General features: G+C 44.6%; 19 protein-coding genes and 1 pseudogene. 10 read left to right on the top strand and 10 right to left on the bottom strand.

Annotated features, from left to right (window positions below; genetic code table 11):
- Nucleotides 1-52: 52 nt before the first annotated feature.
- Nucleotides 53-241 (top strand): annotated as a pseudogene (locus tag C1S73_RS28155) (transcriptional regulator); the annotation flags it as partial.
- Nucleotides 242-551: 310 nt separating this feature from the next.
- Here C1S73_RS28155 and C1S73_RS18545 read toward each other — a convergent pair.
- A complete protein-coding gene (locus C1S73_RS18545) occupies nucleotides 552-2,522 on the bottom strand; it encodes a replication initiator protein RctB domain-containing protein (protein ID WP_038871608.1) in 1,971 nt (656 codons plus the stop codon).
- A gap of 1,244 nt (nucleotides 2,523-3,766) precedes the next feature.
- On the opposite strand from C1S73_RS18545, the gene C1S73_RS18550 reads away from it, so the two are divergent.
- From C1S73_RS18550 to C1S73_RS18565, 4 genes are all read left to right on the top strand, one after another.
- Nucleotides 3,767-4,984 carry an AAA family ATPase gene (locus C1S73_RS18550; RefSeq protein WP_038871606.1) on the top strand — a complete coding sequence of 406 codons (1,218 nt, stop codon included), beginning with the start codon at nucleotides 3,767-3,769 and terminating at the stop codon, nucleotides 4,982-4,984.
- Nucleotides 4,985-4,991: 7 nt separating this feature from the next.
- Nucleotides 4,992-5,966, top strand: coding sequence for a ParB/RepB/Spo0J family partition protein (locus tag C1S73_RS18555; RefSeq protein WP_012130357.1), 975 nt, complete (start codon nucleotides 4,992-4,994; stop codon nucleotides 5,964-5,966).
- A 116-nt stretch (nucleotides 5,967-6,082) separates the two neighbouring features.
- A complete protein-coding gene (locus C1S73_RS18560; RefSeq protein ID WP_038871603.1) occupies nucleotides 6,083-8,101 on the top strand; it encodes a tRNA(Met) cytidine acetyltransferase TmcA in 2,019 nt (672 codons plus the stop codon).
- A gap of 447 nt (nucleotides 8,102-8,548) precedes the next feature.
- Entirely contained in the window at nucleotides 8,549-10,228 is a 1,680-nt protein-coding gene (locus C1S73_RS18565) for a DUF342 domain-containing protein (RefSeq protein WP_038871601.1), read from the top strand.
- A gap of 65 nt (nucleotides 10,229-10,293) precedes the next feature.
- Here the strand turns inward: C1S73_RS18565 and C1S73_RS18570 are convergent, their stop codons facing one another.
- Nucleotides 10,294-10,947 carry a CatB-related O-acetyltransferase gene (locus C1S73_RS18570; RefSeq protein ID WP_038871598.1) on the bottom strand — a complete coding sequence of 218 codons (654 nt, stop codon included), beginning with the start codon at nucleotides 10,945-10,947 and terminating at the stop codon, nucleotides 10,294-10,296.
- A gap of 92 nt (nucleotides 10,948-11,039) precedes the next feature.
- Between C1S73_RS18570 and C1S73_RS18575 the strand changes: the two genes are divergently transcribed.
- On the top strand, nucleotides 11,040-11,942 hold the full coding sequence (locus C1S73_RS18575) for a LysR family transcriptional regulator (protein WP_038871595.1): 903 nt from the start codon (nucleotides 11,040-11,042) through the stop codon (nucleotides 11,940-11,942).
- Nucleotides 11,943-11,954: 12 nt separating this feature from the next.
- Here C1S73_RS18575 and C1S73_RS18580 read toward each other — a convergent pair whose 3' ends face one another.
- The 4 genes from C1S73_RS18580 to murQ form a co-directional block, all read right to left on the bottom strand.
- Nucleotides 11,955-12,203, bottom strand: a complete 249-nt coding sequence (locus tag C1S73_RS18580; protein WP_038871592.1) for a hypothetical protein — start codon at nucleotides 12,201-12,203, stop codon at nucleotides 11,955-11,957.
- 224 nt (nucleotides 12,204-12,427) lie between these two features.
- The gene (locus tag C1S73_RS18585; protein WP_038871589.1) at nucleotides 12,428-13,486 is read right to left on the bottom strand and encodes a porin; all 1,059 of its coding nucleotides are present in this window, start codon (nucleotides 13,484-13,486) and stop codon (nucleotides 12,428-12,430) included.
- 152 nt (nucleotides 13,487-13,638) lie between these two features.
- Nucleotides 13,639-15,093 (bottom strand): PTS N-acetylmuramic acid transporter subunit IIBC, encoded by a 1,455-nt coding sequence (murP, locus tag C1S73_RS18590; protein ID WP_038871588.1) that lies wholly within the window; start codon nucleotides 15,091-15,093, stop codon nucleotides 13,639-13,641.
- 28 nt (nucleotides 15,094-15,121) lie between these two features.
- Entirely contained in the window at nucleotides 15,122-16,024 is a 903-nt protein-coding gene (murQ, locus tag C1S73_RS18595; RefSeq protein ID WP_038871586.1) for an N-acetylmuramic acid 6-phosphate etherase, read from the bottom strand.
- Between the two features lie 243 nt (nucleotides 16,025-16,267).
- On the opposite strand from murQ, the gene C1S73_RS18600 reads away from it, so the two are divergent.
- A complete protein-coding gene (locus C1S73_RS18600; RefSeq protein ID WP_038871584.1) occupies nucleotides 16,268-17,119 on the top strand; it encodes an SIS domain-containing protein in 852 nt (283 codons plus the stop codon).
- A gap of 24 nt (nucleotides 17,120-17,143) precedes the next feature.
- Here the strand turns inward: C1S73_RS18600 and mpaA are convergent, their stop codons facing one another.
- Nucleotides 17,144-17,854 carry a murein tripeptide amidase MpaA gene (mpaA, locus tag C1S73_RS18605; protein WP_081634794.1) on the bottom strand — a complete coding sequence of 237 codons (711 nt, stop codon included), beginning with the start codon at nucleotides 17,852-17,854 and terminating at the stop codon, nucleotides 17,144-17,146.
- Between the two features lie 171 nt (nucleotides 17,855-18,025).
- Here mpaA and C1S73_RS18610 point away from each other — a divergent pair, with 171 nt between their 5' ends.
- Nucleotides 18,026-19,651 carry an ABC transporter substrate-binding protein gene (locus tag C1S73_RS18610; protein ID WP_038871582.1) on the top strand — a complete coding sequence of 542 codons (1,626 nt, stop codon included), beginning with the start codon at nucleotides 18,026-18,028 and terminating at the stop codon, nucleotides 19,649-19,651.
- A gap of 62 nt (nucleotides 19,652-19,713) precedes the next feature.
- On the opposite strand, the gene C1S73_RS18615 is transcribed toward C1S73_RS18610, so the two are convergent.
- Nucleotides 19,714-20,298: a flavodoxin family protein gene (locus tag C1S73_RS18615; protein ID WP_038871580.1), complete on the bottom strand. Its 585-nt coding sequence runs from the start codon at nucleotides 20,296-20,298 to the stop codon at nucleotides 19,714-19,716.
- A gap of 263 nt (nucleotides 20,299-20,561) precedes the next feature.
- On the opposite strand from C1S73_RS18615, the gene C1S73_RS18620 reads away from it, so the two are divergent.
- Entirely contained in the window at nucleotides 20,562-20,867 is a 306-nt protein-coding gene (locus tag C1S73_RS18620; protein ID WP_045406539.1) for a hypothetical protein, read from the top strand.
- A 295-nt stretch (nucleotides 20,868-21,162) separates the two neighbouring features.
- Here the strand turns inward: C1S73_RS18620 and C1S73_RS18630 are convergent, their stop codons facing one another.
- Nucleotides 21,163-21,750 carry a mechanosensitive ion channel family protein gene (locus C1S73_RS18630; protein WP_038871578.1) on the bottom strand — a complete coding sequence of 196 codons (588 nt, stop codon included), beginning with the start codon at nucleotides 21,748-21,750 and terminating at the stop codon, nucleotides 21,163-21,165.
- A gap of 208 nt (nucleotides 21,751-21,958) precedes the next feature.
- Here C1S73_RS18630 and C1S73_RS28220 point away from each other — a divergent pair, with 208 nt between their 5' ends.
- The gene (locus C1S73_RS28220; RefSeq protein ID WP_009706678.1) at nucleotides 21,959-22,093 is read left to right on the top strand and encodes a hypothetical protein; all 135 of its coding nucleotides are present in this window, start codon (nucleotides 21,959-21,961) and stop codon (nucleotides 22,091-22,093) included.
- 52 nt (nucleotides 22,094-22,145) lie between these two features.
- Here C1S73_RS28220 and C1S73_RS18635 read toward each other — a convergent pair whose 3' ends face one another.
- On the bottom strand, nucleotides 22,146-24,260 hold the full coding sequence (locus C1S73_RS18635) for a type I secretion system permease/ATPase (protein WP_038871576.1): 2,115 nt from the start codon (nucleotides 24,258-24,260) through the stop codon (nucleotides 22,146-22,148).
- Between the last annotated feature and the right edge of the window lie 18 nt (nucleotides 24,261-24,278).

Below are 24,278 nucleotides of genomic sequence, written 5' to 3' on the forward strand. Positions count from 1 at the left end.
TTTTGGTCGACAGTGTTAGACGAGCAAAACACGATAGAGAGGTTTCGAGAGCCTAGTCAAAGATTGGAGCTTAAAACGCTTACAACATTTAACGGTATTAGCGTTGGAATTTTGCAATCAGCAACAAGATCAAAGTGAATGGCAACAACAAGCGAATTGTTTGATAGAGTCGCATGTAGCGTTGATGCGATCGTTGAATTGGAATGAATCAAGGAAACATGATCAAGGCTTACGTCATTAATTCGGAAGAATGATCAAGGTGTTGATGACTATAAATTAGGTTTTGAGCGGAATTTTAGATAAAAAAAAGCGAGTTTCTTGAGGAGAAACTCGCGAAGTCTATTCAGAATGAATGTAACAATATGAGCCAATCTATTAATCATCAGAAAGGACAAAAGGTTGTCTATTCGGGATAAATCTTAGTCCGCCATCCGCTCATCAATGTCAGTGATTTGTAAGAGTTAAGTCTGATTTCCATCAGTGCAATTCATTGTTACATTCTGAATCAATTGGTCATGCTTATTACTTAAAAAACATCGACCCAACACATGTTAAATGGCCATTTCATCAAGTGCTCTGAATACCATCTCGTCCATGTGCCCATCAAAAATCTGACGACATACCTTCCGACGAACGGCCAAGCCCGCAATCAAACGTTCAATGGTCAAATGCTTTATATCATTTTGGCTGTTGAACAGCTCCACCGTCTTACTCAGTGTCTCGTATGGCAGAGGAGCATCCCCTACTCTCAAGAAATCAAGCTTCTCAATGAAGTCAGAACACTCTTCTTTGATTGAGGCATACGAATGCCCTGTCATAGCTGACAAAGCCGTTACACTGCGTTCTAGAGCCTCTGGAGAGGTATATTTGGATAGAGTAATGGTGATCTCGTCAGCATTGATCTCAACCAAGTGCTTTTTCTGCTTCACTCGGCGGCCTAAATTGCCACGAGGGGACGGTGCTTTACGCTGAATAGGCTCAAATTCGCCGTCTATGATGCCTGAGAGCTCGTCTAGCTGCTGCCTTGTCACCATCTCATTGCGAAGTGGATTTGGCAGTGTAGGCGCCATATTGCGCTTACCAGCGTTGGTTGTACGTGCTCGTGAGTAACGTAAGACCTCTTCGACATCACATTTGATGTCGATTTGGTAATCCATCACCTTACCGTTCTCGATCATCGTTTCGATCGTTAGGTGATAGCCCCAAAGATTGACGACAAAAAGATCTTCCGTCCCCTTGCCGTCTGACAAACGCTTCAACTCGCGGATCAAATCCATTGAGAATCGGCGCCATTCGATATTACGTGCCAATTTCTGGTTTAACTCGCTCAACAGCATGCAATCAGTATGCTTGCGTACTAGGCGACTACGGAAGAATGAGTACATCTGGAATACCAGCGTATGCTGCTTCAGAATTTCTGGCGGGAATAGGAAGAAGTAATCACGAGTGAGCAATTCTTCGTAGAACGAAGGCTCCCAAACCAAGATGTAAAGATTAGGTTTGATTCGAATCTCGCCATCCAGACCTTCTGTAGGCGCTTCTTCAGAGGCAGTAATGGTTCGAGCGATAAACCGGAAACGATCACTCTTAAAACCTTCAGGCATGTTCTCACTCAGCCAACGGCCAGTCAGTTCATGCAACTGGAAATCGGTAAATTCAATACGATCAATACTGTCACGAATAGAATCTCGAGCAGGCCCACTGTCTTTTTTGCCACGCAAAGACAGAATATCGGTAATGTACAACGGCGTCTTGTTAGGGACATGCGCTGCATCCATGTGGTACTGATCTTTGTGATGATCATGGTATTGAACTGTAAGCGTAAACAACGCAAACAAGGTCATCAGATCATCAACGGTCATGATGTTTTTAGAAGATCGCGTTTCAATCACGGCTTTGGTGCCAGAGATCGATACCATCGATTTCTGATAACTCTTACGAGTACGAGGTGGTGCGAGGGCTTGGTCAATGATCCCTGCCCAATTGGTCGGTGATACGATGAATTGATCCGCTTCATCTTTCATCATTGGAGGTGTGTTAAGACCGTGCTCATTGAGCAAGCGTTTGTTCACTTGTGTTTGTGCTAACGCTTTGGAACGCTTTTGCTTCTCGCTTTGACGAACCTTTTCTGTCACCAGGCTGGTGGCTCCCAATGCCGAAATTAATTGGTTCGGGTTTACGAACTTATGCAGCATGGTTTTACCAGCAAGGCCTTCTTCAAAACGGACTGGTGTTTGCGTAAATAAACCAATATTCACCGCTGCTCGTAAACGTTGCTGTAATGCAGCACGCGTAAGTTGACCGTCGGTAGCACCAACAATTTCTGTTGTTGAAACTAATCCATCTTTGCTGCTGAATCCACGCAGTGAAATAAGATTAAGCAGTTCTAAGATGCTTTTGGTTACCCCTTTGAAATGTTGGTATTGTTCTACCCAATCTGCAGAAGATTCGTGTACCTCAAAAAGGTGCCCATCCTTATGGCTTCTTGGCGCTTTAATCAGAATTTTTTCATCAGCCGTCATTTTAGATCCAGATCACACTAGCCGTAGTTTCGCTATGGTTCCGAAGAATAAAGAAAAACAGATCATAAATAAAGAAAAAATCTTTGTTTTTTAAATAACTGATCTTTTTGATTAATCTGATCTTAATTGATTATATGATCTAATGATCTGGACATTTTTATCGTCGTAAGTAGCTGTTTAATTTAGATATTTTTAATCACCATTTCGGAACTATGATCATGTAACTATCGAAAGTATGATCATCGAAAGTCAGAAAGCATGATCACAACTCTCCGTAAGCATGATCATTAAGTTTATGAAAAGATGATCAAAATAGGGCTGAAACGATGATCATGATGTTTATACAACTTATCCACAGAAGCTAGGGCTTCACTTGGAAAACTCATCGTGTGTTATTGCTTATTTGTCTTCATATTAACGTCGGATCGATGATCAAGAGAGAAGATTTTCGTCGTTCTGCTCTCAATATCGCGCGGAAATTATTCAATTGATGAAAACTCCACCATTTTGGTTGAATCTCGCTACTTAACAGGGCTTAAGATGAAATCAACGGAAGCATGATCATGATTGTCTTGTCTACATTTTACATGATGCTTTAATTCATCGTTCCGGATTTTACGCTCTGGTTTTCTCTCTATCCCCCAGTCTATCTACATTCTTCCGTAAATTAGAGGGAAAAATACATGCTTCCGTGTTAAAAACGTTCTTGATCATTTTTCCGATAAATTGATCTGATTGAAAAATTAACCCGATATGTAAATAGAAGCATGGTTTCCTTGATCATGCTTTCAGTTTTGATGCTTACCTCGGAAGAATGATCATTTACAGTCCTTGATCATTCTTCCAATAGAAACCTCATTCCCTACAAAAAATAGCACTGGACGCATGATCAAGGGTTAGTTGGGAAGAACTCTTTTGACTTAAAGCCACATAAACACTCCAATACCTGATTGATCTCACAGTGCCCGTAAGTTAGGGCTGTTTTATAATCGTTCCGAGATAAATGCTAGATTTACATTGTAAATACGTGACGATGTAACATTTTTAATTTCATCGAGTTTGAATCTCTTTATTGGCAAGTATTTGATTAAATTTTGTGATGTTTTCATGGGAGAATCATAAAAGTGGCGTTTGTGAGTGTTTTTTTATGTGATGGTTATTCAAAATGTTTGTTCACCTTTTTGTTGTTTTAGAATGCTAGTGCTGTACAATTAAAATCAGATATCCTTCCAACGGAATTTGGCATGAAAAGAGAAAAAACGATTGAAAATCTCCAGGAGTTAGCGGAACTGACGCAGCAGGTTCAAGCTGACCGTATTGAGATTGTTTTGGAAGAGCGAAGTGACAATTACTTCCCACCAATGTCTAAAGCGATGATGGAAACCCGCTCTGGTTTAACTCGTCGTAAGCTGGATGAAGCTATTGGTAAAATGGAGGCAGACGGCCATCAATTTACTAAGAATAATGCTAACCATTATTCAATCACTTTAGATGAAGCGCACATGCTAATGGACGCGGCAGAAGTGCCAAAATTCCATGAGCGTAAAAAGAATTCAGAAAATAAACCGTGGATTATCAACGTACAGAACCAAAAGGGTGGTACGGGTAAATCAATGACTGCGGTTCATTTGGCTGCATGCCTAGCACTAAACTTAGATAATCGTTACCGCATTTGTTTGATTGACCTTGACCCTCAAGGTTCATTACGTTTGTTCTTAAATCCACAAATCAGTGTGGCAGAACATGACAACATTTACTCTGCGGTTGATATCATGCTTGGTAACGTGCCAGATGGTGTGGAAATCGATCGAGAATTCCTACATAAGAACGTACTGCTACCGACGCAATACCCGAACTTGAAGTCGATTTCTGCTTTCCCAGAAGACGCAATGTTCAACGCAGAAGCATGGCAAACACTCTCTGAAGACCCATCGCTAGACATCGTTCGTCTGTTGAAAGAGCAGTTGATTGACAAGATTGCGAATGACTTCGACGTGATTATGATTGATACCGGTCCACACGTTGACCCGCTAGTATGGAACGCAATGTACGCATCAAATGCGCTATTGATTCCTTGTGCAGCGAAGCGTCTTGACTGGGCTTCAACAGTAAACTTCTTCCAACACCTTCCAACGGTTTATGAGATGTTCCCAGAAGATTGGAACGGTCTTGAGTTTGTTCGTCTGATGCCAACCATGTTCGAAGACGACAACAAGAAGCAAGTTTCTGTTCTAACTGAAATGAACTATCTTCTAGGTGACCAAGTTATGATGGCCACTATTCCTCGTAGTCGTGCATTCGAAACGTGTGCTGACACCTACAGCACAGTGTTTGATTTGACCGTAGGCGACTTCGAAGGTGGTAAGAAAACGCTCGCTACTGCACAAGATGCGGTACATAAGAGTGCACTAGAACTAGAGCGCGTACTGCACTCTAACTGGCCGTCATTGAATCAGGGGTAATGAATAAATGGCATTGAAAACGTCTGAATTAAACGCGAAATTATTTGGTAAAACCAATAAGCGTCGTGTTGCGACACCTCAAGAAGCGCAAACGGCGGCAAAAGACAAAGCACAAACTATCGAACTTGCTGTAGCAGGCGAGAACACCGTTCAGTTTGAATTGGTGCGCATTCCTGCGGATAAAGTGGCGACTGACACTAGCGTATTTGCAGAGAACGCTCGTGAGCAATCTTTCCTAAACGAACACGCTTTATCGGATGTGTTGGTGACGTTGAAAGAACGTGGTCAACAGTATCCAGCGGTTGGTCGTCGCACTGAAGATGGCAAGATTGAAGTATTAGACGGTAGCCGCCGTCGTATGTCTTGTATCTTAGCAGGGCAGGATTTCTTAGTTTACGTTGGTGACGGCATCAACACAGACCACGCGAAATTCCTCTCTGATGTTGCAAACGCGCACAAGCCACTGTCTCTATACGAAAAAGGTAAAGAGATGCAGGCGAAGCTTGAAAGTGGCGAAGCTGAAGACCAAAAAGCACTAGCAAAAATGTTCCAGTGCAGTGAAGCCTTGGTGAGTGGCGCATTAAAAGCTGCGGCACTTCCGCTTGAACTTCTGCAAGCTTACCCGAATGTTGGTGATTTAGGTCGTCCAACGATTGTTAAGCTGCATAAGCAGTTCTCGACATTGAACGGCGAACAGCAACAAAACTTGTTGGATAAGTGTCGTACGTCGGAAGGTTATTTGTGGCAGCGCAGTACAGCTCAAGGTGTGGCTCGTCTTACTAAAGAAGTGACAGAGAGCATTGAAAGTTGGATTGCAGAACTTGCACCAGCGAAGCCAGCTAAGAAAGCGGAAAAAGTTGATCTAGTTAAAGGTCGTGCAAGCTACAGCCGTAAAGGTAACAACCTTGCTCTTAACTTGAAGAAAGTTGACGACAGCTTGATGGAAGAAATTCTTGCTTTCGTTGAGAGCAAAATGAAGTAAAACTGTTCTTGTTTGAAACCGCCTTCGGGCGGTTTTTTTTATGTCTGTAATTTGGCAAAGTCTCCATGAATCGAGATGTGATAACATGGTGTCAGTTTAATGCTCGGACATACGTAATGCTCGCACAACCTGGATTCCTCTCTCAGCTTCAACGCCAATCTTACAATGCCTTTCAACGCAACGGCGTAGTGATTTATGGTGATGCCGATTGGCAAAACACCTTGATTGCCGACTTTCATCAAAAGCAACAAAATCAAACGTGGTTCTGTGTTGGGGATTGGCAACTAGAAAATGCCCTCTGCATAAATTCAAAGCAAGGCAATATGTTGCTCGGTCGTGAATGTGACGTGCTGCTGTTTGACGCGAGAAAAGAGTTTGACGCCAACAGTTTTACCTCGGCTCTTGGTGCACTCGTCGGCGGTGGGCTATTGATTGTGGTTGCCAATAGAGACCAAGACGCGGATGACGCCGAACTGTGGCTGCAAACGCAATGGCAACAACTCACCGTTATCGAGGAGAATTTACCATTACCTCCGTTGCCAGATTTCATCCAAGCGGAAAAAGCACAACAGTATAGTGAGCAAACTGAAGCGGTTTCTTTTATCGAAAAAGTGGTAACAGGGCATCGCAAACGTCCTTTAGTATTAACCGCCGATCGTGGTCGAGGAAAAACCAGTGCGTTAGGTATTGCGTGCGCGCAGCTTCTAGAGCAAAAGCCATTACGAATTCTCGTCACAGCGCCAAGCATCAAAGCGGTTGAACCTGTTTATCAGCACTCGCTCAGATTGTTATCAACAGCAGAGCGCGTTAAGAAAGACCGATTGGAAGCGGGGCAGGGCTACATTCAGTTCATCGCACCGGATGAATTACTCTCTACTTTACCTGAGTGTGATTTGTTGTTGGTTGATGAAGCTGCTGCGATTCCGGTTCCTATGCTTAAGCAGATTACTGAGCAATATCATCGTCTCGTGTTCTCAACCACCATTCATGGCTATGAAGGTTGTGGCCGTGGCTTCACGCTTAAGTTTGTTGATTGGCTACAAAAGCAAAGACCAGGAATGAAGCTTTGTCATCTTCAACAACCTATTCGATGGGCGACAAACGATAATTTAGAAGCATGGCTCTACCAAGCATTTTTACTGGATGCAGAACTCACTCCGAGTCAGCCTGTCGAGCTTGGCGATATTTCATTAATCAACCTCCGTAAGTCAGCGTTGATTTCTAATCCTTCCGTATTGAAAACGTGCTTTGCGTTACTTGTGAATGCGCATTATCAAACCTCGCCAAATGATTTGCTGCATCTTCTGCAAGATGAACATTGCCAGATCTACGTGGCTCAGAATAACAATGAAGTCGTCGGGGTGATGTTAACTGTGGAGGAGGGCAACCTCGATTCGAATCTCGTTAAAGATATTCAGCTTGGGAAACGTCGTCCGAAAGGGCACCTGACGCCAGTGACTATTATCAATCAACTTGGTTACGCCGATGTGGGTGCGCTTTCTACTTTGCGAGTCATGCGAATTGCGGTGCATCCAGATTTGCAAGGGCAGGGTATTGGCCAACAAATGTTAAAGCAGTTGGCACAAACTACGCCGCCTCATATCTCTTATTTGTCCACCAGCTTTGGTGCAACAGAAGAACTGATTACGTTTTGGAACCAATCTGGTTTTGAATCCATTCGTCTTGGAAGTATGCGAGATGCGGCAAGTGGGTGTTACTCATTGTTGATGGTTCGTCAGTGTGGCTCACAACAGGCTTGGATAAACGAAGCCAAATCGCTATTCGAAGAACTGTTGCCATTGAGTGCGGCGTCTACTTATCCTAAGTTAGAGCCAAGTTTGCTTCGTGCGCTATTGCCAGCCTCGGTATCTACCTGTCAGTCCCATTTAACGAAGCGCACTTTAATCGAGTGTTATGCTCAAGGTGGGAACAACTTTGAATCGGTCTCTGTTTGGATTCAGCAATGGTTACTGCAATGTGGTTTGGCTGATGTGTCTGACTTGATGATCAGTAAATTATTCTTAAACAAAGACTGGAGTGCGTGCGCTAAGCAATATGGCTTGCCGGGACGTAAGCAAGTTGAAGCGCAGATAAGAAAAGAGCTACAAGTTTTGATTGCTAAATTTACAGTGTAAACGGAGCAAGCAATTTACACTGTAAAAGTGGTTAACGGGAGGAGAGGGTTTACACTGTAAATCCTCTCCTTTTTTGTTTGCCACCTTAACCACGGTTTTCGGTTAGGATGTAAAGCCAATCTCGATTTACACTGTAAACACAAGTTGTGTGCAATGAGCTATCTGTGACGTGAGCTAAATAATAAATTGTTAATAAAGTTAGATTGTTCATTAAGGAGGCTTTCCCATATATTCAAATAAAGATCGTGATGCTTTGGTTATGAAGGGACAGTTCCGCCCAAAAATGAATCCTAACGTGATTTAGAAATTCTGTGCCTGTCTACCTCAACCTCAGAAAAAGCGGGGCTTCCTTTAGTGATGTGAGCCTGATTCTGAGAAGTGAGAGGTTTGTTCAGAAAATGAATTTGGTTAGACTGAATTGGGTGATGGGTAGTAGATGGATTGGTTATGTGGAAGATATGCCTTGAATGGTCGGAAGACAAAACGAGGATTTTAGCTCGCCTATCGGGAGATATTGAACTCGGAGGTGAGCTAAATCAGAAGGAGTTACCTGAACAGCTTCAAGCAATGAATGCCAGTCAGGCGTTCGTTGATGACGCTGAAGTGGTTCGATTCATTAACTGTGCTCGTGAGCGTAAAGCAGAAGCATACGAAGGTATTGTCGTTGCGCAGATTAAGAATGCTCTGGTAGAAGTTGAACTGTCGAACAACGACATGCTCGCGAGCATGAAGATTGTAGGTGCTTATGGTGGCCGTGGTTTGCGTGGCCCTGAAATCGTTCAAGCACTTGCTCATGCGAGAGTATCGAAAGGCATTAATAAGTTGGCGCTTAAAAAAGTAATGGTCGTCAGCAATCAACTCAAACCCGGAGAAACCTTCACTCAACCGGTCGCCGTTGGTAAACAACCAGTCAAAGGTAAAGACGCCATCTTTACGCCTCTCGTTAAAGACATCACCAAACGTATCCTCAAACCAAAAGAAGGCCAAACCACTAGCGACAAAATTGATTTACGAAACTTAGGTGAAACCATTGCCGTGGACGTGGGTGATGAGGTCATGCGTCGAACACCTGCTACCAAGGGCGTTCCGGGTTTTACTGTCCAAGGGCGAGTGATTCCTCCTCAAGCCGGTAAAGACAGTCCTATTAAACCGGGTAAGGGCACAGAAATTAGCAAAGCCGATCCTAATCTTCTGATTGCTTCTGTATCTGGTACGCCTCTCATCAAAGATAAAACCATCGAAGTTGATAGCGCTCTGTGTTTAAACAGTGTGGGTGTGAACACAGGGCACGTTAAGTTTAAAGGCAATGTCATCATCGGCGGCAACATTGAATCTGGCATGATCGTCAAAGCGACAGGCTCTATTACCGTTGGTGGGTTTATTGAATCCGCGGACGTGCAAGCTGAAGGCGACATCCAAGTCGCGAAAGGCATTATTGGCCACACAGTGAGTGATGGTCAGCCGAAAAGCTGCCACGTTCGAACCAAAACATCGATTCGTGCTAGTTACGCCCAGTATTGTGAATTGCAGTCTGGCGAAGACATAGAGCTGGCTGTGCATAGTATGAATAACGACATTGTGTGTGGACGCAACCTGACGGTACTTGATGCCAGCGGTAAAAACGGCACTTTAAGCAGTGGTGATGCCAAAGTAGGAAGTAAGGTACTTTGCTCTCAGCTTGGTGTAGAAGGCGATACCGTAACGAAAGTCGAGGCTTTTGCCTGTTACGCTGTATTCAAAGAGCGTATCGCCAACTTAAAAGAAGAATACAAATCCGCCCAAGAAGGCACGATGGATGTGATTCGTAAGGAACTTGAATTTAAGAAGCGTCCTAAAGAAGAGCGTACCGATGAAGAGCAAGCTCAAATCGAAGTAATGAAAGCGCAAAACAATGCTCGCCTTGAAGAAGTTAAACAGAAGCTAGAACACACTGAGCAGGAGTTTGAAGTCTCGCTGGAAGAGAATATCGTCGAAGCCAAAGATCGCGTGTTTACGCGCGTTACAGTGCAATTTGGAGACGAACAGGTGACTACCAAACGTACTCATGGTGGTTGTGTGTTTAGCTTTAACCAATACGAAATCAAAGTGGCGGCAAATTTAGAGGAAGAAGACGTCGTCGCGATTTAACTCTTTCATCGGAAGAATGAAAAAGCCCGTGTATTGAGAGGTACACGGGCTTTTGTTTTTAAACATCAGGCGATGTGTTCTTGGTAGTAAGCACCAAGCGCACGTACATCACTGCTGCACATGATCTTCATTGCTTGTTTAATATGGTTAATGGGCCAATCCCACCATTTGATTTCTGACAGCATGGCGACACATTCTTCGTTAAAGCGCTGACGAACAATATGATTGTGACCAACGACAATCGAGTAGGGCGGAACATCTTTAGTGATGACTGAGCGCGCACCAATCACTGCACCATCTCCAATCTTCACGCCCGGCATGATCATCGCTTCGCTACCAATCCACACTTCATTACCCACTACAGTATCACCTGCGCGCTCAAAGCCGCTTTGTACATCTGCTCCAAACTCTTCAGGAGAAAATGGAAAGGTAGAAATCCAATCTACTCGGTGGCCTTGATTGCCAGCCATCATAAAGGTCGCGCCAGAAGCGATTGAACAGAACTTGCCAATGATCAGCTTGTCCACTTCGCCATAAGCACCATCTTGCCACTCTTGTTGAGTAACGCTGTCGCCCATCAAATAACGAACGGCTTGATCTTCAAATGTGTTACCGTGATAAAACCCTGAATAATAACTGTAATCTCCCACCTCGATATTCGGGTTAGTGACATGGTCTTTGATCACTTGCCCTTTTAACCAAGTATCGAATGCGTTCATTCGTGATTCTCCGTTCCAATTTTAAGTTGTAAGCAGTGTAGAGCCTTTCTATTATTTCCAGTAGATTGTTTTTAGAGATTCATAATTACCATATGGAAATAAAGTGGCTAAGTTACGTGCCGATGTACATCGCTCTATGTGAAGAGAAGAGTATTGCCGGCGCGGCGAAAAAACTGCGTTGCTCAAACGCGCACGCGAGCCGTCAATTGAGGCAGTTAGAAGAGATTCTTTCAGTACAGTTGATTCAACGTACAACAAGACAATTTAATCTTACTTACGATGGATTGCGCTTCTATCAGCAAGTAAAAGGCTTGATGGAAGGAGCGGAGCAGATTAATGAACAAGTGATGGAAAGTGACCGAGTCGCTGGGCATTTGCGCATCGCGGCGTCGGCATCATTTGGTGCGGCGTTATTGAACCGAGCATTGATCGAGTTTCGCCAGTTATATCCGAAAGTGATGTTTGAAGTGATCTTTTCTGAAACGCCTTTGGATCTTATTGAGTCTGGCTTTGATGTGGCGTTTTTCTTCACGAACAATCCACCCGAGGGTTATATCGGTCACCATTTGCGCTCTTTACACTGTAAACCGTTCGCACATAAAGCGTACTTGTCCAACAAACCAAAAATAGCAATGCCAGAAGATCTTCATCTGCTTGACCATATTGTGTATCGCAATGAAGTGTTAAACCTCGATACGTGGCACTTTCATCATATCGAAACCAAGCAGAAAGTTTCAGTGGTTTTGCAAAGTGTACTCAGCTTTAATTTGGTTCAATCCATGCTTGAAGCCACTCTTGCGGGATGCGGCGTTGCAATGTTGGATGAATTCGCATTGGAGAAACTTAGCGGTGAAGAGCGATCGCAACTCGTGCCGTTACTCCCTGAATGGAAAACGGATGCGATCCTACCGCTCTATATTCTTTATCCTAAACGTGAGCATTTACCAAAGCGAACGCAGGCGTTTATTGAGCATTTCAAACAGCAATCATTTTAAGCTGTAATCATTTTAAACTGACAGGTTGTCTTGAGCATTTAGGTCTTTAATCTCTGCTGTGCCTTGAAAGTGTTGATTACAAGTGCGGCAGTAGAATTGAGGCGTTAACTCGTGATAGTGGTTACCGGTAAAACAGCGTGATACCAACACCATTAAACGGGCTGTTTTGCCGTTGATGTTTTCTGGTGGAGTATTGATGCGTTTCATCACGCGTTTGTGTTCAGTAGGTTTGTTGCAGTGTGAGCAGAATTTTACAGGCATAAGGCTCTCATATTGATTAAGCGTTTATTAATTGACGAGAGAGTACTTTGCTTAATGATGAAAAAGTAAACATGCATGTAATGATAATTGACAGCAATGCCTACTGGGGATTTCATAAAATGGCTAGTCATTGAAAAGAAGGAAGATTTCACTCCTCGACATTTTAAAGGCAGGAAAAATATCGAGGAGGAAATCTTAGCTAACTAAAACGAGTATATGGACATTTACAGCTCGTAACGTAGCCCGAAGTGGTAGTAGCTTTCATCTGCATGTGCACCACCAAACGAGACTTCTTGTGCGTTGTCGTAACCGCGCGAGCCATTACGGTCAACGTAACTGGTGTAGATAGAAGAGCGAGGGGTCAGTTTGTATTGCACTTCAACGGTTGTGTCTTTCAGCTCAAGCTCGTCGCCGTCGCTGTTTTCTAGAGAGCGGTAACCTGCACGTAGCGCCCATTTGTCATTTACACTGTAAACTGCGGTCAGCTCCACGACTTTATCGGTACTGGTTTCAGAGAAGTAACCTTCTAGCTCATCTTCTGAGTAAAGCGCACCTAACATCAAATCACCCAAGTAGTAACGCGTACCCGCACCCCAAAAGGTGTAATCGGTATTGTTGTTTTCACGTGCATCGCCTTTACTTTTTTGCATTGCGACTACTGGGGCTAATGTACCCAAATCGCCCATTTCAAGGGTGTAACGTAATGCGGCGTTGTAGCCGTAATCGAGTTCAGACGTGTTGTTACCTAGGATGTAAGCCACAGATGCATCAAAGTTGCCAATACGGTTCTGGTATTGCAGCGTACCGTCTTGACGGAAAACTTGTGTCGCGGTTTTATCCACTTTATTTGCTTGGCGCGCCATAGAAACGTCTGATGACGCGAACACATCACCAATGTCGGTGAACATGATCAATCCTGATGCAACACGGCCACCTGTGATTCGACCGTAATCTTGCGCATCAATACCGGCCCAAACGTAACGCGCTGTCAGAGAAGGCTTGTCGTTCACTTGGTTGGCGTATTCTGCTGCGCCTACTTGGTATTGCGCTTGGCCAATCACAGAAGCATGTTCGTTGATGGTTTGTGAGCCATTTAAACCAATACGACCATCAAACTCGCCGTTTGTGTCGCCATGCTCGTCATTCTTATTGGTGACGTTAAAGCCAAGACGTGAGTAAAGGTTTAAAACTGAACCGTCTTCTGCTTGATAAAGTTGAGCGGCCATCGCTGCGTTCGATGCCATTAAAGTAGGGAGAAGTAGAGTTAAAATGTGCTTTTTCATGTGAACGACCTTTTCGTTTCTATTGTTTTTAAGCACGACAAAGCCCCTTCCGAATAACGGAATAAAATCAATGTCGTGAGAAGTAGAGAGAGGGTGCGCCCTTGAAAGCTCAAGGACGCGAGCTAGTCCATTCCTATAGGGGTTAGAATGATTTAGCTTAAATCAACGTCTTTGCAGCCAAAGAAATAGGTAGCTAGGAAGCCGACAATGTAAGAGATAAGCAGTCCAACGATGAACACCATCATGCCAGCAAAGATGCCACTGTCTGATGTCATCAGAGGAATCGCAACGATACCTGATGGACCGAATACGGTATTAAGGCCAACAGGTAAACCAAGGTAAGAGACTAAGCCGATAAAGAAACCACCTGCAGCACCACCAATACAAGCGGTTACGAACGGTTTAACACGCGGTAGCGTCACGCCGTAAATCAGTGGCTCACCGATGCCAAGTAGACCTGGAATGATGGCACCTTTTACTTGTGTGCGTAGCAGCGCGTCTTTTTTAGCTTTGAAGTACAGCGCCATAGATGCACCCACTTGACCGCCACCCGCCATTGCTAGGATAGGAAACAGCGAGTTAAAGCCTTGTGCTTCCATCAGGGCAAAGTACACTGGCACAAAGCCTTGGTGGATACCAAATACCACGGAAATCAAGAATAAACCTGCCAGAATCGCTGCGCCTAATGGGTTGTCATTCAAGTTTAGGAACAACCAAGACATTCCTTTGAATAGCTCACCACCGATTGGCATGATGATCAAGAAGGTGACCGCGCCCATGATCAAAAGAGTAACAACAGAAGTTAAGATCATGTCCAGATCGTCAGGCATATACTGACGCACTTTTTTCTCGACCTGAGCACCAACGATCGCTGCCATCAACACGCCAATAATGTTGCCCCGAGGATCAATCGCAAAGCCAAAGAACTCGTTCATTCCGGCGTAAATACCTGAGGTTGCATCGGGGTTGTAACCCAAAACAAATAGGGAGGCGAGTATGGCACCATTGACGCCGGAGCCACCAAACGCTTGCTGTGCGTTATAGCCAATCAAAATACTTAAGAAAGCGAACAGACCTTTGCCAAAGACCTTCATGTAGGCAATCAAATCCAACATAAACTGGCTTGGCGTTTGGTCGAGCACGAAGATTTGTTCCAATAATGTGGCAAAGCCGAGCAGCAAACCCGCAGCAATAAAGCCGGGAATCAGTGGTGTAAATATGGTGGCAAACTTACTCAGAAAACGCTGAACCGCACTGGTTTGCTTACTCTTCATCTGTTTTTTCTGCTCTGCAGCGACAGCAGAAAGATCCTGTTGTGGTGCGTCAGGCTCTTCGCTGTCACCAGAGATTAAGCTGTCGATCAACTTATTCATCATATCGGCGGCTTGCTGAGCTTTACCGGGACCAAGAATGATCTGGAATTGCTCGTCGCTTTCTACCACACCCATTACGCCGGGAATTTGTTTAATGACGGATTGGTCCGCCAAGCTGTTATTCGCGAGAGATAAACGCAAACGCGTCATACAGTTACCGCATTTACTTACGTTGTTACTGCCACCCACTGCGGCGAGCAATTGCGATACTGTGTTAGAGGTAATTTTGGCCATAGGGACTATCCTTCAGGACTAGGGCTATTTAGTTATTATTTAGTGCTGCACGAATAAAACCGTTGTGCTCGACGAGGCGAGATTTAGCTTGCTCTGCATCCAAATCAGCAAGAATCATTAAAATTGCGGTCTTACAGTGACGTTCACACGCTTCAAGGGCTTTTTCTGCTTCTTCTTTTGGTGCACCGGTTGCTTCAACTACGATGTTGGTTTGACGCTGAATCAGCTTGGCGTTGGTAGCTTCTACATCCACCATTAAATTGCCAAACACTTTACCGCTGCGAATCATTGCGCCAGAAGTCAGCATGTTCAGCACCAATTTTTGTGCTGTGCCCGCTTTCATGCGTGAAGAGCCGGTGACTACTTCTGCGCCCACTACCGGAAGAATCGCGATGTCTGCAGCTTCTGCCATCGCGCATGCTGGGTTACAAGCGATTGATGCCGTTGTAGCACCGACAGATTTTGCGTAATCCAAACCACCTAAAACATAAGGCGTACGGCCGCTGGCGGCGATGCCAACCACAACATCATACTGAGTCAGATTCAGCGTCTTTAAATCGTCTTGGCCCATTTGAGCGTTGTCTTCTGCGTTTTCTACCGCTTTCAAAATCGCTTGATGGCCACCAGCAATTAAACCGATAACCATATCTGGGTGTGTGCCATAGGTTGGAGGACATTCACTCGCATCAAGAATACCAAGGCGGCCAGATGTACCTGCGCCCATGTAAATCAGACGGCCACCATTGGCGAACGCTGCAGTAATGGCATCGACGGTTTGCGCGATTTGTGGCAATACTGCTTGTACTGCTATAGCGACTTTCTGATCTTCTTGGTTGATGACTTGCAGCATCTCGATGGTAGAAAGCGTATCGATCTCTGCGCTCGCTGGATTGCGGCTTTCTGTCACCAATCGGCTTAAATCAATTTTCATGTTCTGTGTACTCTTGTAAATGTTCAATCTGAGGGCGATTCTATGGAATAAAATATTCAATTTAGGTGATAAAAATCACACTTGAGGTTATTCTTTGTTCAGTGAAAGTTTGGAATAATGGCTGGAAATACTGACGCAATATCTTACGTAGATATAAGGGTTGTTAAGTTAATCAGTCAGTTAAAGAAAAGTGCGATTATTTCTGTTTTGGAATAATTTATTTAAAGTTTTTGGAATTTTGTCGTGTCCGTTATCAATAAAATCGTCGCAAGACGTACTCAGCTCTCTCACAGTGGTCGTCTGGTTGGCGATTGGATTGTCGAAAATGCAGAAAAAGCCGCGCAATTGACCAGTCAAGAGCTTGCTGAACAAGTGCAAGTGAGCCAGTCGAGCATTGTTAAATTCACCCAGAGGATTGGCTATAAAGGCTATAGCGAGTTCAAACTGGCGTTGAACGAAGATATTGGCCGCAAACAAGCGATGCAATCTACGCCACTCCACAGTGATATTTTGGCGGATGACCCGATTGCGGTTATTTCGCAAAAACTGGTTAAAGCGAAAACCGACGCTATGTTCCAAACGACCAATGCGCTCTCTTATGAGGCGTGTCATCAAGCGGTGAAGTGGTTAAGTGAAGCGCGCCGTGTGCAAGTGGTGGGCATTGGCGGCTCTGCGCTTACGGCAAAAGATTTGAGTTTTAAGCTGCTTAAGCTTGGGATTACCGCGCTATCAGAACAAGACAGTCACGTACAAATTGCAGTTGCGCGTACGCTTTCTTCAGAGGATGTGCAGATCGCGATTTCTTTTTCAGGAGAACGAAAAGAGATTCTAGTGGCTGCGGAAGCAGCGAAAGAGCAGGGAGCAAAGGTGATTGCTTTGTCAGCTCCGGGGAGAAGCCGCTTGAGAGACATTGCCGATATCACGTTTGATACCATCGCCAATGAAACAGAGCATCGCAGCTCTTCCATTGCTTCGCGCACAGCACAAAACGTGATTACGGATCTGTTGTTTATAATTTTGGTACAACAAAGAGACGAAAGCGCACGTCAGTTGATCAGTGACATCAGTACCGATATCAAGCAGATCCTTACTTAATCGCCTGTTAAAAGATCCGGATGTTTAAATGGCAGGATCGTGTTGCAGCAGCGCAATAAACGCATCTAAGTGTTCTTCAATCGTCAGATCGGCTGAAATCGGGGGCAATTCGACAGTAATGCATGGCAATTGACGTTCATTACACCACGTTCCGAAAGACCCTGGCGTTTCGTAATCAACATCGTCAACGATAGGTAGATTGAATTGCTTGCCGAGCCATTTGGCCAAATCAGAATGAGCAGGGTCGTCGACAAACGCTAATGGTTCATGAAACGAGACCACAAATTTTGGTCTGCGCAGTTCAATCAAACTAATTAGTGCTTCAACTTCTGGCTCTAGCTGTTCTTTGCTGCCTGTTTTTACTTTCACGTCTCGAACAGGTGTATGCGAGCTCCAGCGATAGACTGTGCCGTGCTCTGTCCAATTCTGCGTAGGAAACGCACGGTTTAGATCGACTTGATTGGCGTTGGCTCGCGTCCCCAGTTGGTTTGCGTCTGGGTTCATCGATAAAATCACATCGTGCTTCAGACACTCCGCTGGCAAGCTTCTTAACGCGCACGACAATCCGGCGATTGAGGCTGTCTCGTCACCGTGTGTCCCAGCGAGAATAAGGCCTCGCGAGTCATTTTCTACTTGTGCTGGGAAGTACAACAACGGCGCACCTAGTACCGATCTTCCATATGATGTTGGCGTAATTAAAAATGCCGCTCTTTCCGTTCTTGGAATTAGACTCACCGTAATCTCCTGATTGTTCCAGTAGTATCTATATATAACTCAAGTCATAGCCGTTGAACTTAGCATTTTGAGATTACTCGGATATAAACTGAACACTTAAAGTTCGTCAATGCTTGTATGATTATTTGTGGTACTTGCTTCAAAAGACGTGTTAGGAGAACAAAAATCGATATGGAATTTAAAAAACACTCAACAGCCTTACTAATATCCTCTCTATTGACCCCATTTATATCCGCTTCTGCTTTAGCTGACTCTTTACCTGATGGTGTGCAACTCGTGCCGGAACAACATCTAGTGCGAGCAAACGACGCCGAAGCGGCAACGCTAGATCCTGCAAAAGCCGAAGGCTTGCCAGAAATGCACGTGATTCGTGATTTGTTTGAGGGATTAGTCATTCAAGACCGCGATGGCAATATCGTTCCTGGTGTTGCGGAATCTTGGCAAACCGAAGACAACCAAACCTTTGTGTTCCAGCTGCGTAAAGACGCAAAATGGTCGAACGGCGATCCTGTGACAGCGGATGATTTTGTCTATTCACTGCGTCGTGCAGTGGACCCGAAAACGGCTTCTCCCAATGTTTGGTATCTAAAACTTACTAAGATCAAAAACATCGCCGACGTAGCAGAAGGTAAAAAGCCACTGGATGATCTTGGTATCACCGCCGTCGATAAACATACTCTACGCTTCGAACTTGATAGCAAGGTGCCGTACTTTGTCGCAATGACAGGCCACACTTCGATGATGCCGGTACACAAAGCAACGGTTGAGAACAGCGAAAAGCCGTGGAGTGACCCACAGCAGTTTGTTGGCAACGGTGCATTTGTTTTGGATAAATGGGTGGTGAATGAACGCATTGAACTGAAAAAGAACCCAAACTACTGGGATAGTGCGGATACTCATCTCACAGAGGTGACATACATTCCGTTTGAGAACCAAAATGCATCGATCAATCGTTATGCGGTGGGCGAAGTGGACATCACCTCAGATGTACCAACCCATATGGCGCAAAAGCTGAAGAAAGATTACGAGCAAGCGTATACCGCGGTTCCGCTACTCTGTACTTACTACTACGCGTTTAACACCACGCGTCCTCCGTTCGATGATGAGCGAGTTCGTAAAGCTGTGTCTTATTCGATGATGCGTGATGTGATCACGAATGGTGTCACACAAGTGGGTAATCTGCCTGCTTATACGTTTGCACACCAGTACACGGCTGGCTTTGATGCGACTCAGCCAGAATACAGCACATGGACGCAAAAACAGCGTGATGAAAAGGCGCGTGAACTGCTTAAAGAAGCAGGCTACGGTGACGGCAAATCTTTAGATTTCAAATTGCTGTACAACACCAGTGAATCGAACAAAGCCATTGCTGTGGCCATTGCCTCCATGTTGAAGAAGAACTTAGGTGCGAAGGTCGAGTTAGAAAACCAAGAGTGGAAATCTTATCTTGTTTCGCGCAGACAAGGTGATTTCGATGTCATGCGTGCCTCTTGGTGTGGCGATTACAACGAAGCGTCTACCTTCTTGAGTCTGTTACGTTCTGGTTCGTCAGGTAACTTTGCTCGTTACAGCAGTGAAGCCTACGACAATGCGATGAACGGTGCATTGGCGGCAACCGATGAGAAAGCGCGTCAAGGTTTTTATGATCAAGCCGAGCAATTGTTGGCGGCGGATATGCCAATCGCACCGATTTACTACTACATGCAAGCGCGTTTGGTTCGCCCTACGGTTGGCGGCTTTGCCAAAAACAACGTAGAGGGTCGTATTTACTCGAAAGACCTCTACATCAAGAAGTAGCGCTCAAACAAGCGATGAATACGAAGCCCCGAAGACGTATCTTACGGGGCTTCTTTTTATTGCTAGCGAGTGGAGAGCTTATTCACGAGCGCGGCGACTCGTCTGCCAAGATACTCCGCTGTTGCAACGTCTGAGGTATGCAACTGGCCGTCTTCACCACCTTGTGCAACAATGCCACTTTGCACGCCGTAGCGATTCAGATGTAGCTCGCCAGAATTGCTGATCTTATCTAATCCGACCCATATCATGCCGTGCTGGTTAGTGAGTGTTTGTAGATACTGCAATGTCATTGACTGATCGCCATTCATTGCCCCACCACTAGTAAAGCCAGCCGCGATTTTGCCCGCCCATTTTTGGTAATACCAAGATTCACTGCTTGCATCTGCAAATGCTTTAAACTGCGCTGCTACGCCGCCCATATAGGTCGGTGAGCCAAAGATAATCGCATCACATTCAGCAAGCTCATCCATTAGGCTAGGGTTCACAAAACGTCCCTCAATAATCTCACTGCCTTCAATACGGTGAGAGAGAATTTCAAATCCACCTTGCTGCTTAATGCCTTGTTGTTCAACGCCAGCGGCAATCGCGCGAGCAAGCTGACCAGTAACGTCGGTTTTAGAGAAATAAATAATCGCAATTTTGGACACAATGGTTCCTTTTTCATTGTTGATGTTGAATCGTGCGAATAAGGCTAAAACCTCAAGCTTAGTTGAGGTCAAGAAGTGATTTGAAATGGCTTAAAGGATGGAAATTTTATTTTGATCTATCGAGCAGTTTTCATAGTGAAAGGAGAAGTTCGTGACTTTACGGGTGCCTCTTATGCTCAATAAGAGATAACATTTGTTCAAATAATACTGGAGACCAAGCTTTGAACATTTTGTCTAACGTGTTTTTCTCTATGTGACAGTTAATGGAAGAGCGAGGTCAATCAGATCCAGACTTGAATGCTAGATTGCTTTTCTCAATTTTGTTTGCAGTGAATTTGGTTGGTATAAAAGGCTTACTAGAATTAGCTTTTGGTGGACTTCCTGCAATACCTAGCAACATACGAGAGTACTATAAGGTTTACTTCGTTATATCTATTGGTCTGATTTTTATTTTTTGCCCTCGTATTGTTGGTGTCGACAGAAGGAAGAAGAAAGGTACTGGATTAGCTATATTCTATTTGGTTTTCTCAATTTTTTTTGCTCCCACAGCTTTGATATGTTTTAGATAAAAATAACAGATAAACAGGTTGTTATAGCTAAGGTTATTCATGACGATTTTTTTCTTTGCTTGCACCATCTCTATTTGCAGCATCTATTTAAGGTTCGTAAAGAAGAAGCTTCCTCTGGTTAAAGTGGCGCTATTGGTTTCGGCGATGTGTCATGTTTTTATCATGAAAGAATACAGTGGCGACCTTCAGCTTATACGTTTTGTCTCTTCACTGTTTTTCGCCATTAACTTTGGATTATTTGTGACCACCAAGTGATACTAAAAAGCCGATGTATCTACATCGGCTTTTTAGTGGGCTATTTCTTTCTGCGGGTATAAATGCGTGAGGTGGTTTTTGGCTCCTCAGGCTTGGCTTTTTCTTTTGCCAGTTTTAAGACCGCTTTTTGAAGCATCAAGTTGTTCGGGTAAGTGATTAGGTTGCCGTTGTCGTGCTTGATCAACACATGGAACATACGAATTTCCTGAATCTCACCACTGATGTCTTCGTCTTTATCTACCACTTTAATTCGGTCACCGACACGGTATGGGAAGACAAAGAAAATCAGAAAGCTTGCTGTAATGTTACTAAGAATCGACCATTGCGCGATGAAAGCCACACCTAATACTGCGAAAATCGATGATAGGAACAGCGACACATCGCCATAGCCAATACCAGTAACGATCGCGAAAATCGACACAAACACGAACAAAAAAGCGACGTTGAAGCAACGCTGTATAAAGCTCAGGCGTGCTTTTTTAACCCCTTTGGATTCTGCTAAATTCAGAATGGCACGGTTAGCGATTTTCTTCAGTACACGATAAGCAATCAGAATGATGACGCCCATCAACACTTTATAGCCAATAGAGCCAGCCGTGAAATACTGGCTGATTTGCTCTAGATGCATCCAATGATTCATTTCTTCAACTCGAGAATATTAAGAAGGCGCGTGTTATAGCCGATTTTGTCTCTCAAGTAATTATAAATTTCGTTTCCGCATGAGATTTGTTTTGAACAAATTTTGAGCTATATCTCAGTTCCGAATTGAGAATAGACGAACTCTGATATCTGGTGTGTTGGCTGCTGCTAATCTAGAAACGGAGCTTACGATCGTTATGGAAAATGGTAGGGATGCGATGGAAGAAGATGAAAGGGCAATCATGGGATTAGTGGTTATTGTTGGTTTTGTGCTGCTTTGGATATTCCTTGAAGAGTTTGGATACTTTGGATTACTGACTATCAATAAATAAGCCCCGCGAAACGCTGTGTTCAACGGGGCTTTGATTTTCTGTTTGTGCGGTTTTAGCTCACGGCACGAACTTTACCTTGCTTCAAGTCGTTCAGTACTTGCGCTTTCGGACCATCAGCAATCACGCTGCCTTTTTCCATCACTATTACGCGATCAACAATATCGAGCATTGAAGTTTTGTGAGTAATCAAAATCAGCGTTTCGCTCGGTTTTAGCTGTGCTAACTGATGTTTGATGTGCATTTCTGAACGGTTATCCATTGCACTGGTTGGTTCATCCATTAAGAGCACTGGAGGACGCCCCAAGAACGCTCGTGCAATTGTCACAGCTTGACGTTGACCACCAGATAACATGCCGCCACCTTCGCCCACTTGACGCTCTAGACCCGCTGGATCTGATTGAGTAAAGGCGGTGACACCTGCACGGTTTGCGGCGTCTAATACGTCGCGGTCATCGGTGAGCGGACGACCTAGGGTAATATTGTCGCGAATAGAACCGAAGAACAGATTCGAATCTTGCGGTACACAGCCAATATTGCGTCGTACGTCCACATGGTGAAGCTGTTCGATGTCAGTGTCATCAATACGCACGTGACCCTCTGTTGGCTTGTACAGACCCATTATCAAGCGTTCTAGCGTGGTTTTACCCGAACCAATACGACCGATGATTGCGACTTTTTCACCTGGATTAATCGTTAGGCTTAAATCACGAATCGATGCCACTGGCGCATCTGGGTAATGGAAGGTCACACGGTCAATCTCAATCTTACCTTGAACGATAGGACGATGAATGTAGCGTTTACCTTCTTCTTGCTCGTCTGGCATTTCCATCACTTGATTAATGATGGTCATCGAAGACTTCGCTTGGTTATAGCGTGTAGACAACAATGAAAGCTGAACCATAGGGCCAATCGCACGACCACTCAACATGGTTGCTGCAATCAAGCCACCCATCGTCAAATCGCCGTTTGAAATGAGATAAACACCCAGAATGATCATGCCGACGTTACTACTTTGTTGAACAAAGCCCGCTGCGTTTTGAATGCTGTCGGTAATACGACGGCTCTTGATGTTCCAGTTTGCCATGTGTGCAACGGCTTCTTCCCAACGGTATTGGAATTGGCTTTGTGCACTCAGCATTTTCACCGTTTCTAAGCCAGATAAGCTCTCAATCAAGTTAGCGTATTTCTGTGAAGCAAGACGAGAGCCTTCTTCAATCGAGCGGCGCAGTGGACCTTGAATCAGCGCCGAGTGAATCATCAGAATCACCACACCGATCATAGGTACGTAAACCAGATCGCCCGCCATCAGCCAGATGATGACTAGGAACAAAATCGCGAAAGGTAAGTCGATCAGAGCACTCACGGTTGCAGAGGTGAAGAACTCACGAATCGATTCGAACTCTTGCAAGTGGCGAGCAAACGCACCCACTGAAGGTGGTTTGGACTCCATTCGGATGCCCATCACTTTGCTGAAAAGCTTTGAAGAAATCAGGATGTCGGATTTCTTACCCGCAACATCAATAAAGTAGTTACGCAGTGATTTGAGCAAGAAATCGAACAAGAACACTACGAAGATACCACTTGCCAGCACCCATAGAGTTTCAAATGCGAGGTTAGGGACTACTTTGTCGTACACCAAGCGAGTGAACATTGGTGCGGCAATGGCGAAGATGTTGATGAGGATAGAAGCGATAAGTACATCGCGGTAGATGCGTTTAGACTGCCATAAGGTTGACCAGAACCAGTGGCCTTCTTTGGTTTTGAGCACTTCGGGAGAGCGCTCATCATATCGAAATTGTTTTTTAACTAAAAAGTAGCGACCAGTGTACTGCTCAAGTAGTTCTTCTAGAGGGATGGAGATGGGCACCAAACCGCTTTCTAGGGTGGTGATCTCTGCTTCTTGTGTCTCCAAATTAATACTATTGAGAACGCAAGAGTCGCCACCTTTAAGAAGTAAGATAGCCGGCAGAATTAGGCTTGAGATTTTGTCTAATTCTGCACGGTTTTCCTTGGCAACCAATCCGGCCCTTTCCGCCGCTCTCGGTAGCAGAAACGGTGTGAGCTTACCCTCAGAGAGTGGAAGCCCATTAATTAGCGCTTCCGGAGAGTTGGCTAAACCGTAATAACGGCTAACGTAAATCAGCGAGTTCAGTAAAGGGTCTTTCATCCTTGGTATACCTTTTCT

This window comes from Vibrio jasicida 090810c (assembly GCF_002887615.1).
GTDB classification, from domain to species: Bacteria; Pseudomonadota; Gammaproteobacteria; order Enterobacterales; family Vibrionaceae; genus Vibrio; species Vibrio jasicida.

Bases quoted from the DNA above. Each gene is read 5' to 3' on its own strand.
- C1S73_RS18545 (WP_038871608.1), bottom strand. From the start codon at position 2,522: ATGACGGCTGATGAAAAAATTCTGATTAAAGCGCCAAGAAGCCATAAG.
- C1S73_RS18550 (WP_038871606.1), top strand. From the start codon at position 3,767: ATGAAAAGAGAAAAAACGATTGAAAATCTCCAGGAGTTAGCGGAACTG.
- C1S73_RS18555 (WP_012130357.1), top strand. From the start codon at position 4,992: ATGGCATTGAAAACGTCTGAATTAAACGCGAAATTATTTGGTAAAACC.
- C1S73_RS18560 (WP_038871603.1), top strand. From the start codon at position 6,083: ATGCTCGCACAACCTGGATTCCTCTCTCAGCTTCAACGCCAATCTTAC.
- C1S73_RS18565 (WP_038871601.1), top strand. From the start codon at position 8,549: ATGTGGAAGATATGCCTTGAATGGTCGGAAGACAAAACGAGGATTTTA.
- C1S73_RS18570 (WP_038871598.1), bottom strand. From the start codon at position 10,947: ATGAACGCATTCGATACTTGGTTAAAAGGGCAAGTGATCAAAGACCAT.
- C1S73_RS18575 (WP_038871595.1), top strand. From the start codon at position 11,040: ATGGAAATAAAGTGGCTAAGTTACGTGCCGATGTACATCGCTCTATGT.
- C1S73_RS18580 (WP_038871592.1), bottom strand. From the start codon at position 12,203: ATGCCTGTAAAATTCTGCTCACACTGCAACAAACCTACTGAACACAAA.
- C1S73_RS18585 (WP_038871589.1), bottom strand. From the start codon at position 13,486: ATGAAAAAGCACATTTTAACTCTACTTCTCCCTACTTTAATGGCATCG.
- murP (WP_038871588.1), bottom strand. From the start codon at position 15,093: ATGGCCAAAATTACCTCTAACACAGTATCGCAATTGCTCGCCGCAGTG.
- murQ (WP_038871586.1), bottom strand. From the start codon at position 16,024: ATGAAAATTGATTTAAGCCGATTGGTGACAGAAAGCCGCAATCCAGCG.
- C1S73_RS18610 (WP_038871582.1), top strand. From the start codon at position 18,026: ATGGAATTTAAAAAACACTCAACAGCCTTACTAATATCCTCTCTATTG.
- C1S73_RS18620 (WP_045406539.1), top strand. From the start codon at position 20,562: ATGGAAGAGCGAGGTCAATCAGATCCAGACTTGAATGCTAGATTGCTT.
- C1S73_RS18630 (WP_038871578.1), bottom strand. From the start codon at position 21,750: ATGCATCTAGAGCAAATCAGCCAGTATTTCACGGCTGGCTCTATTGGC.
- C1S73_RS28220 (WP_009706678.1), top strand. From the start codon at position 21,959: ATGGAAAATGGTAGGGATGCGATGGAAGAAGATGAAAGGGCAATCATG.
- C1S73_RS18635 (WP_038871576.1), bottom strand. From the start codon at position 24,260: ATGAAAGACCCTTTACTGAACTCGCTGATTTACGTTAGCCGTTATTAC.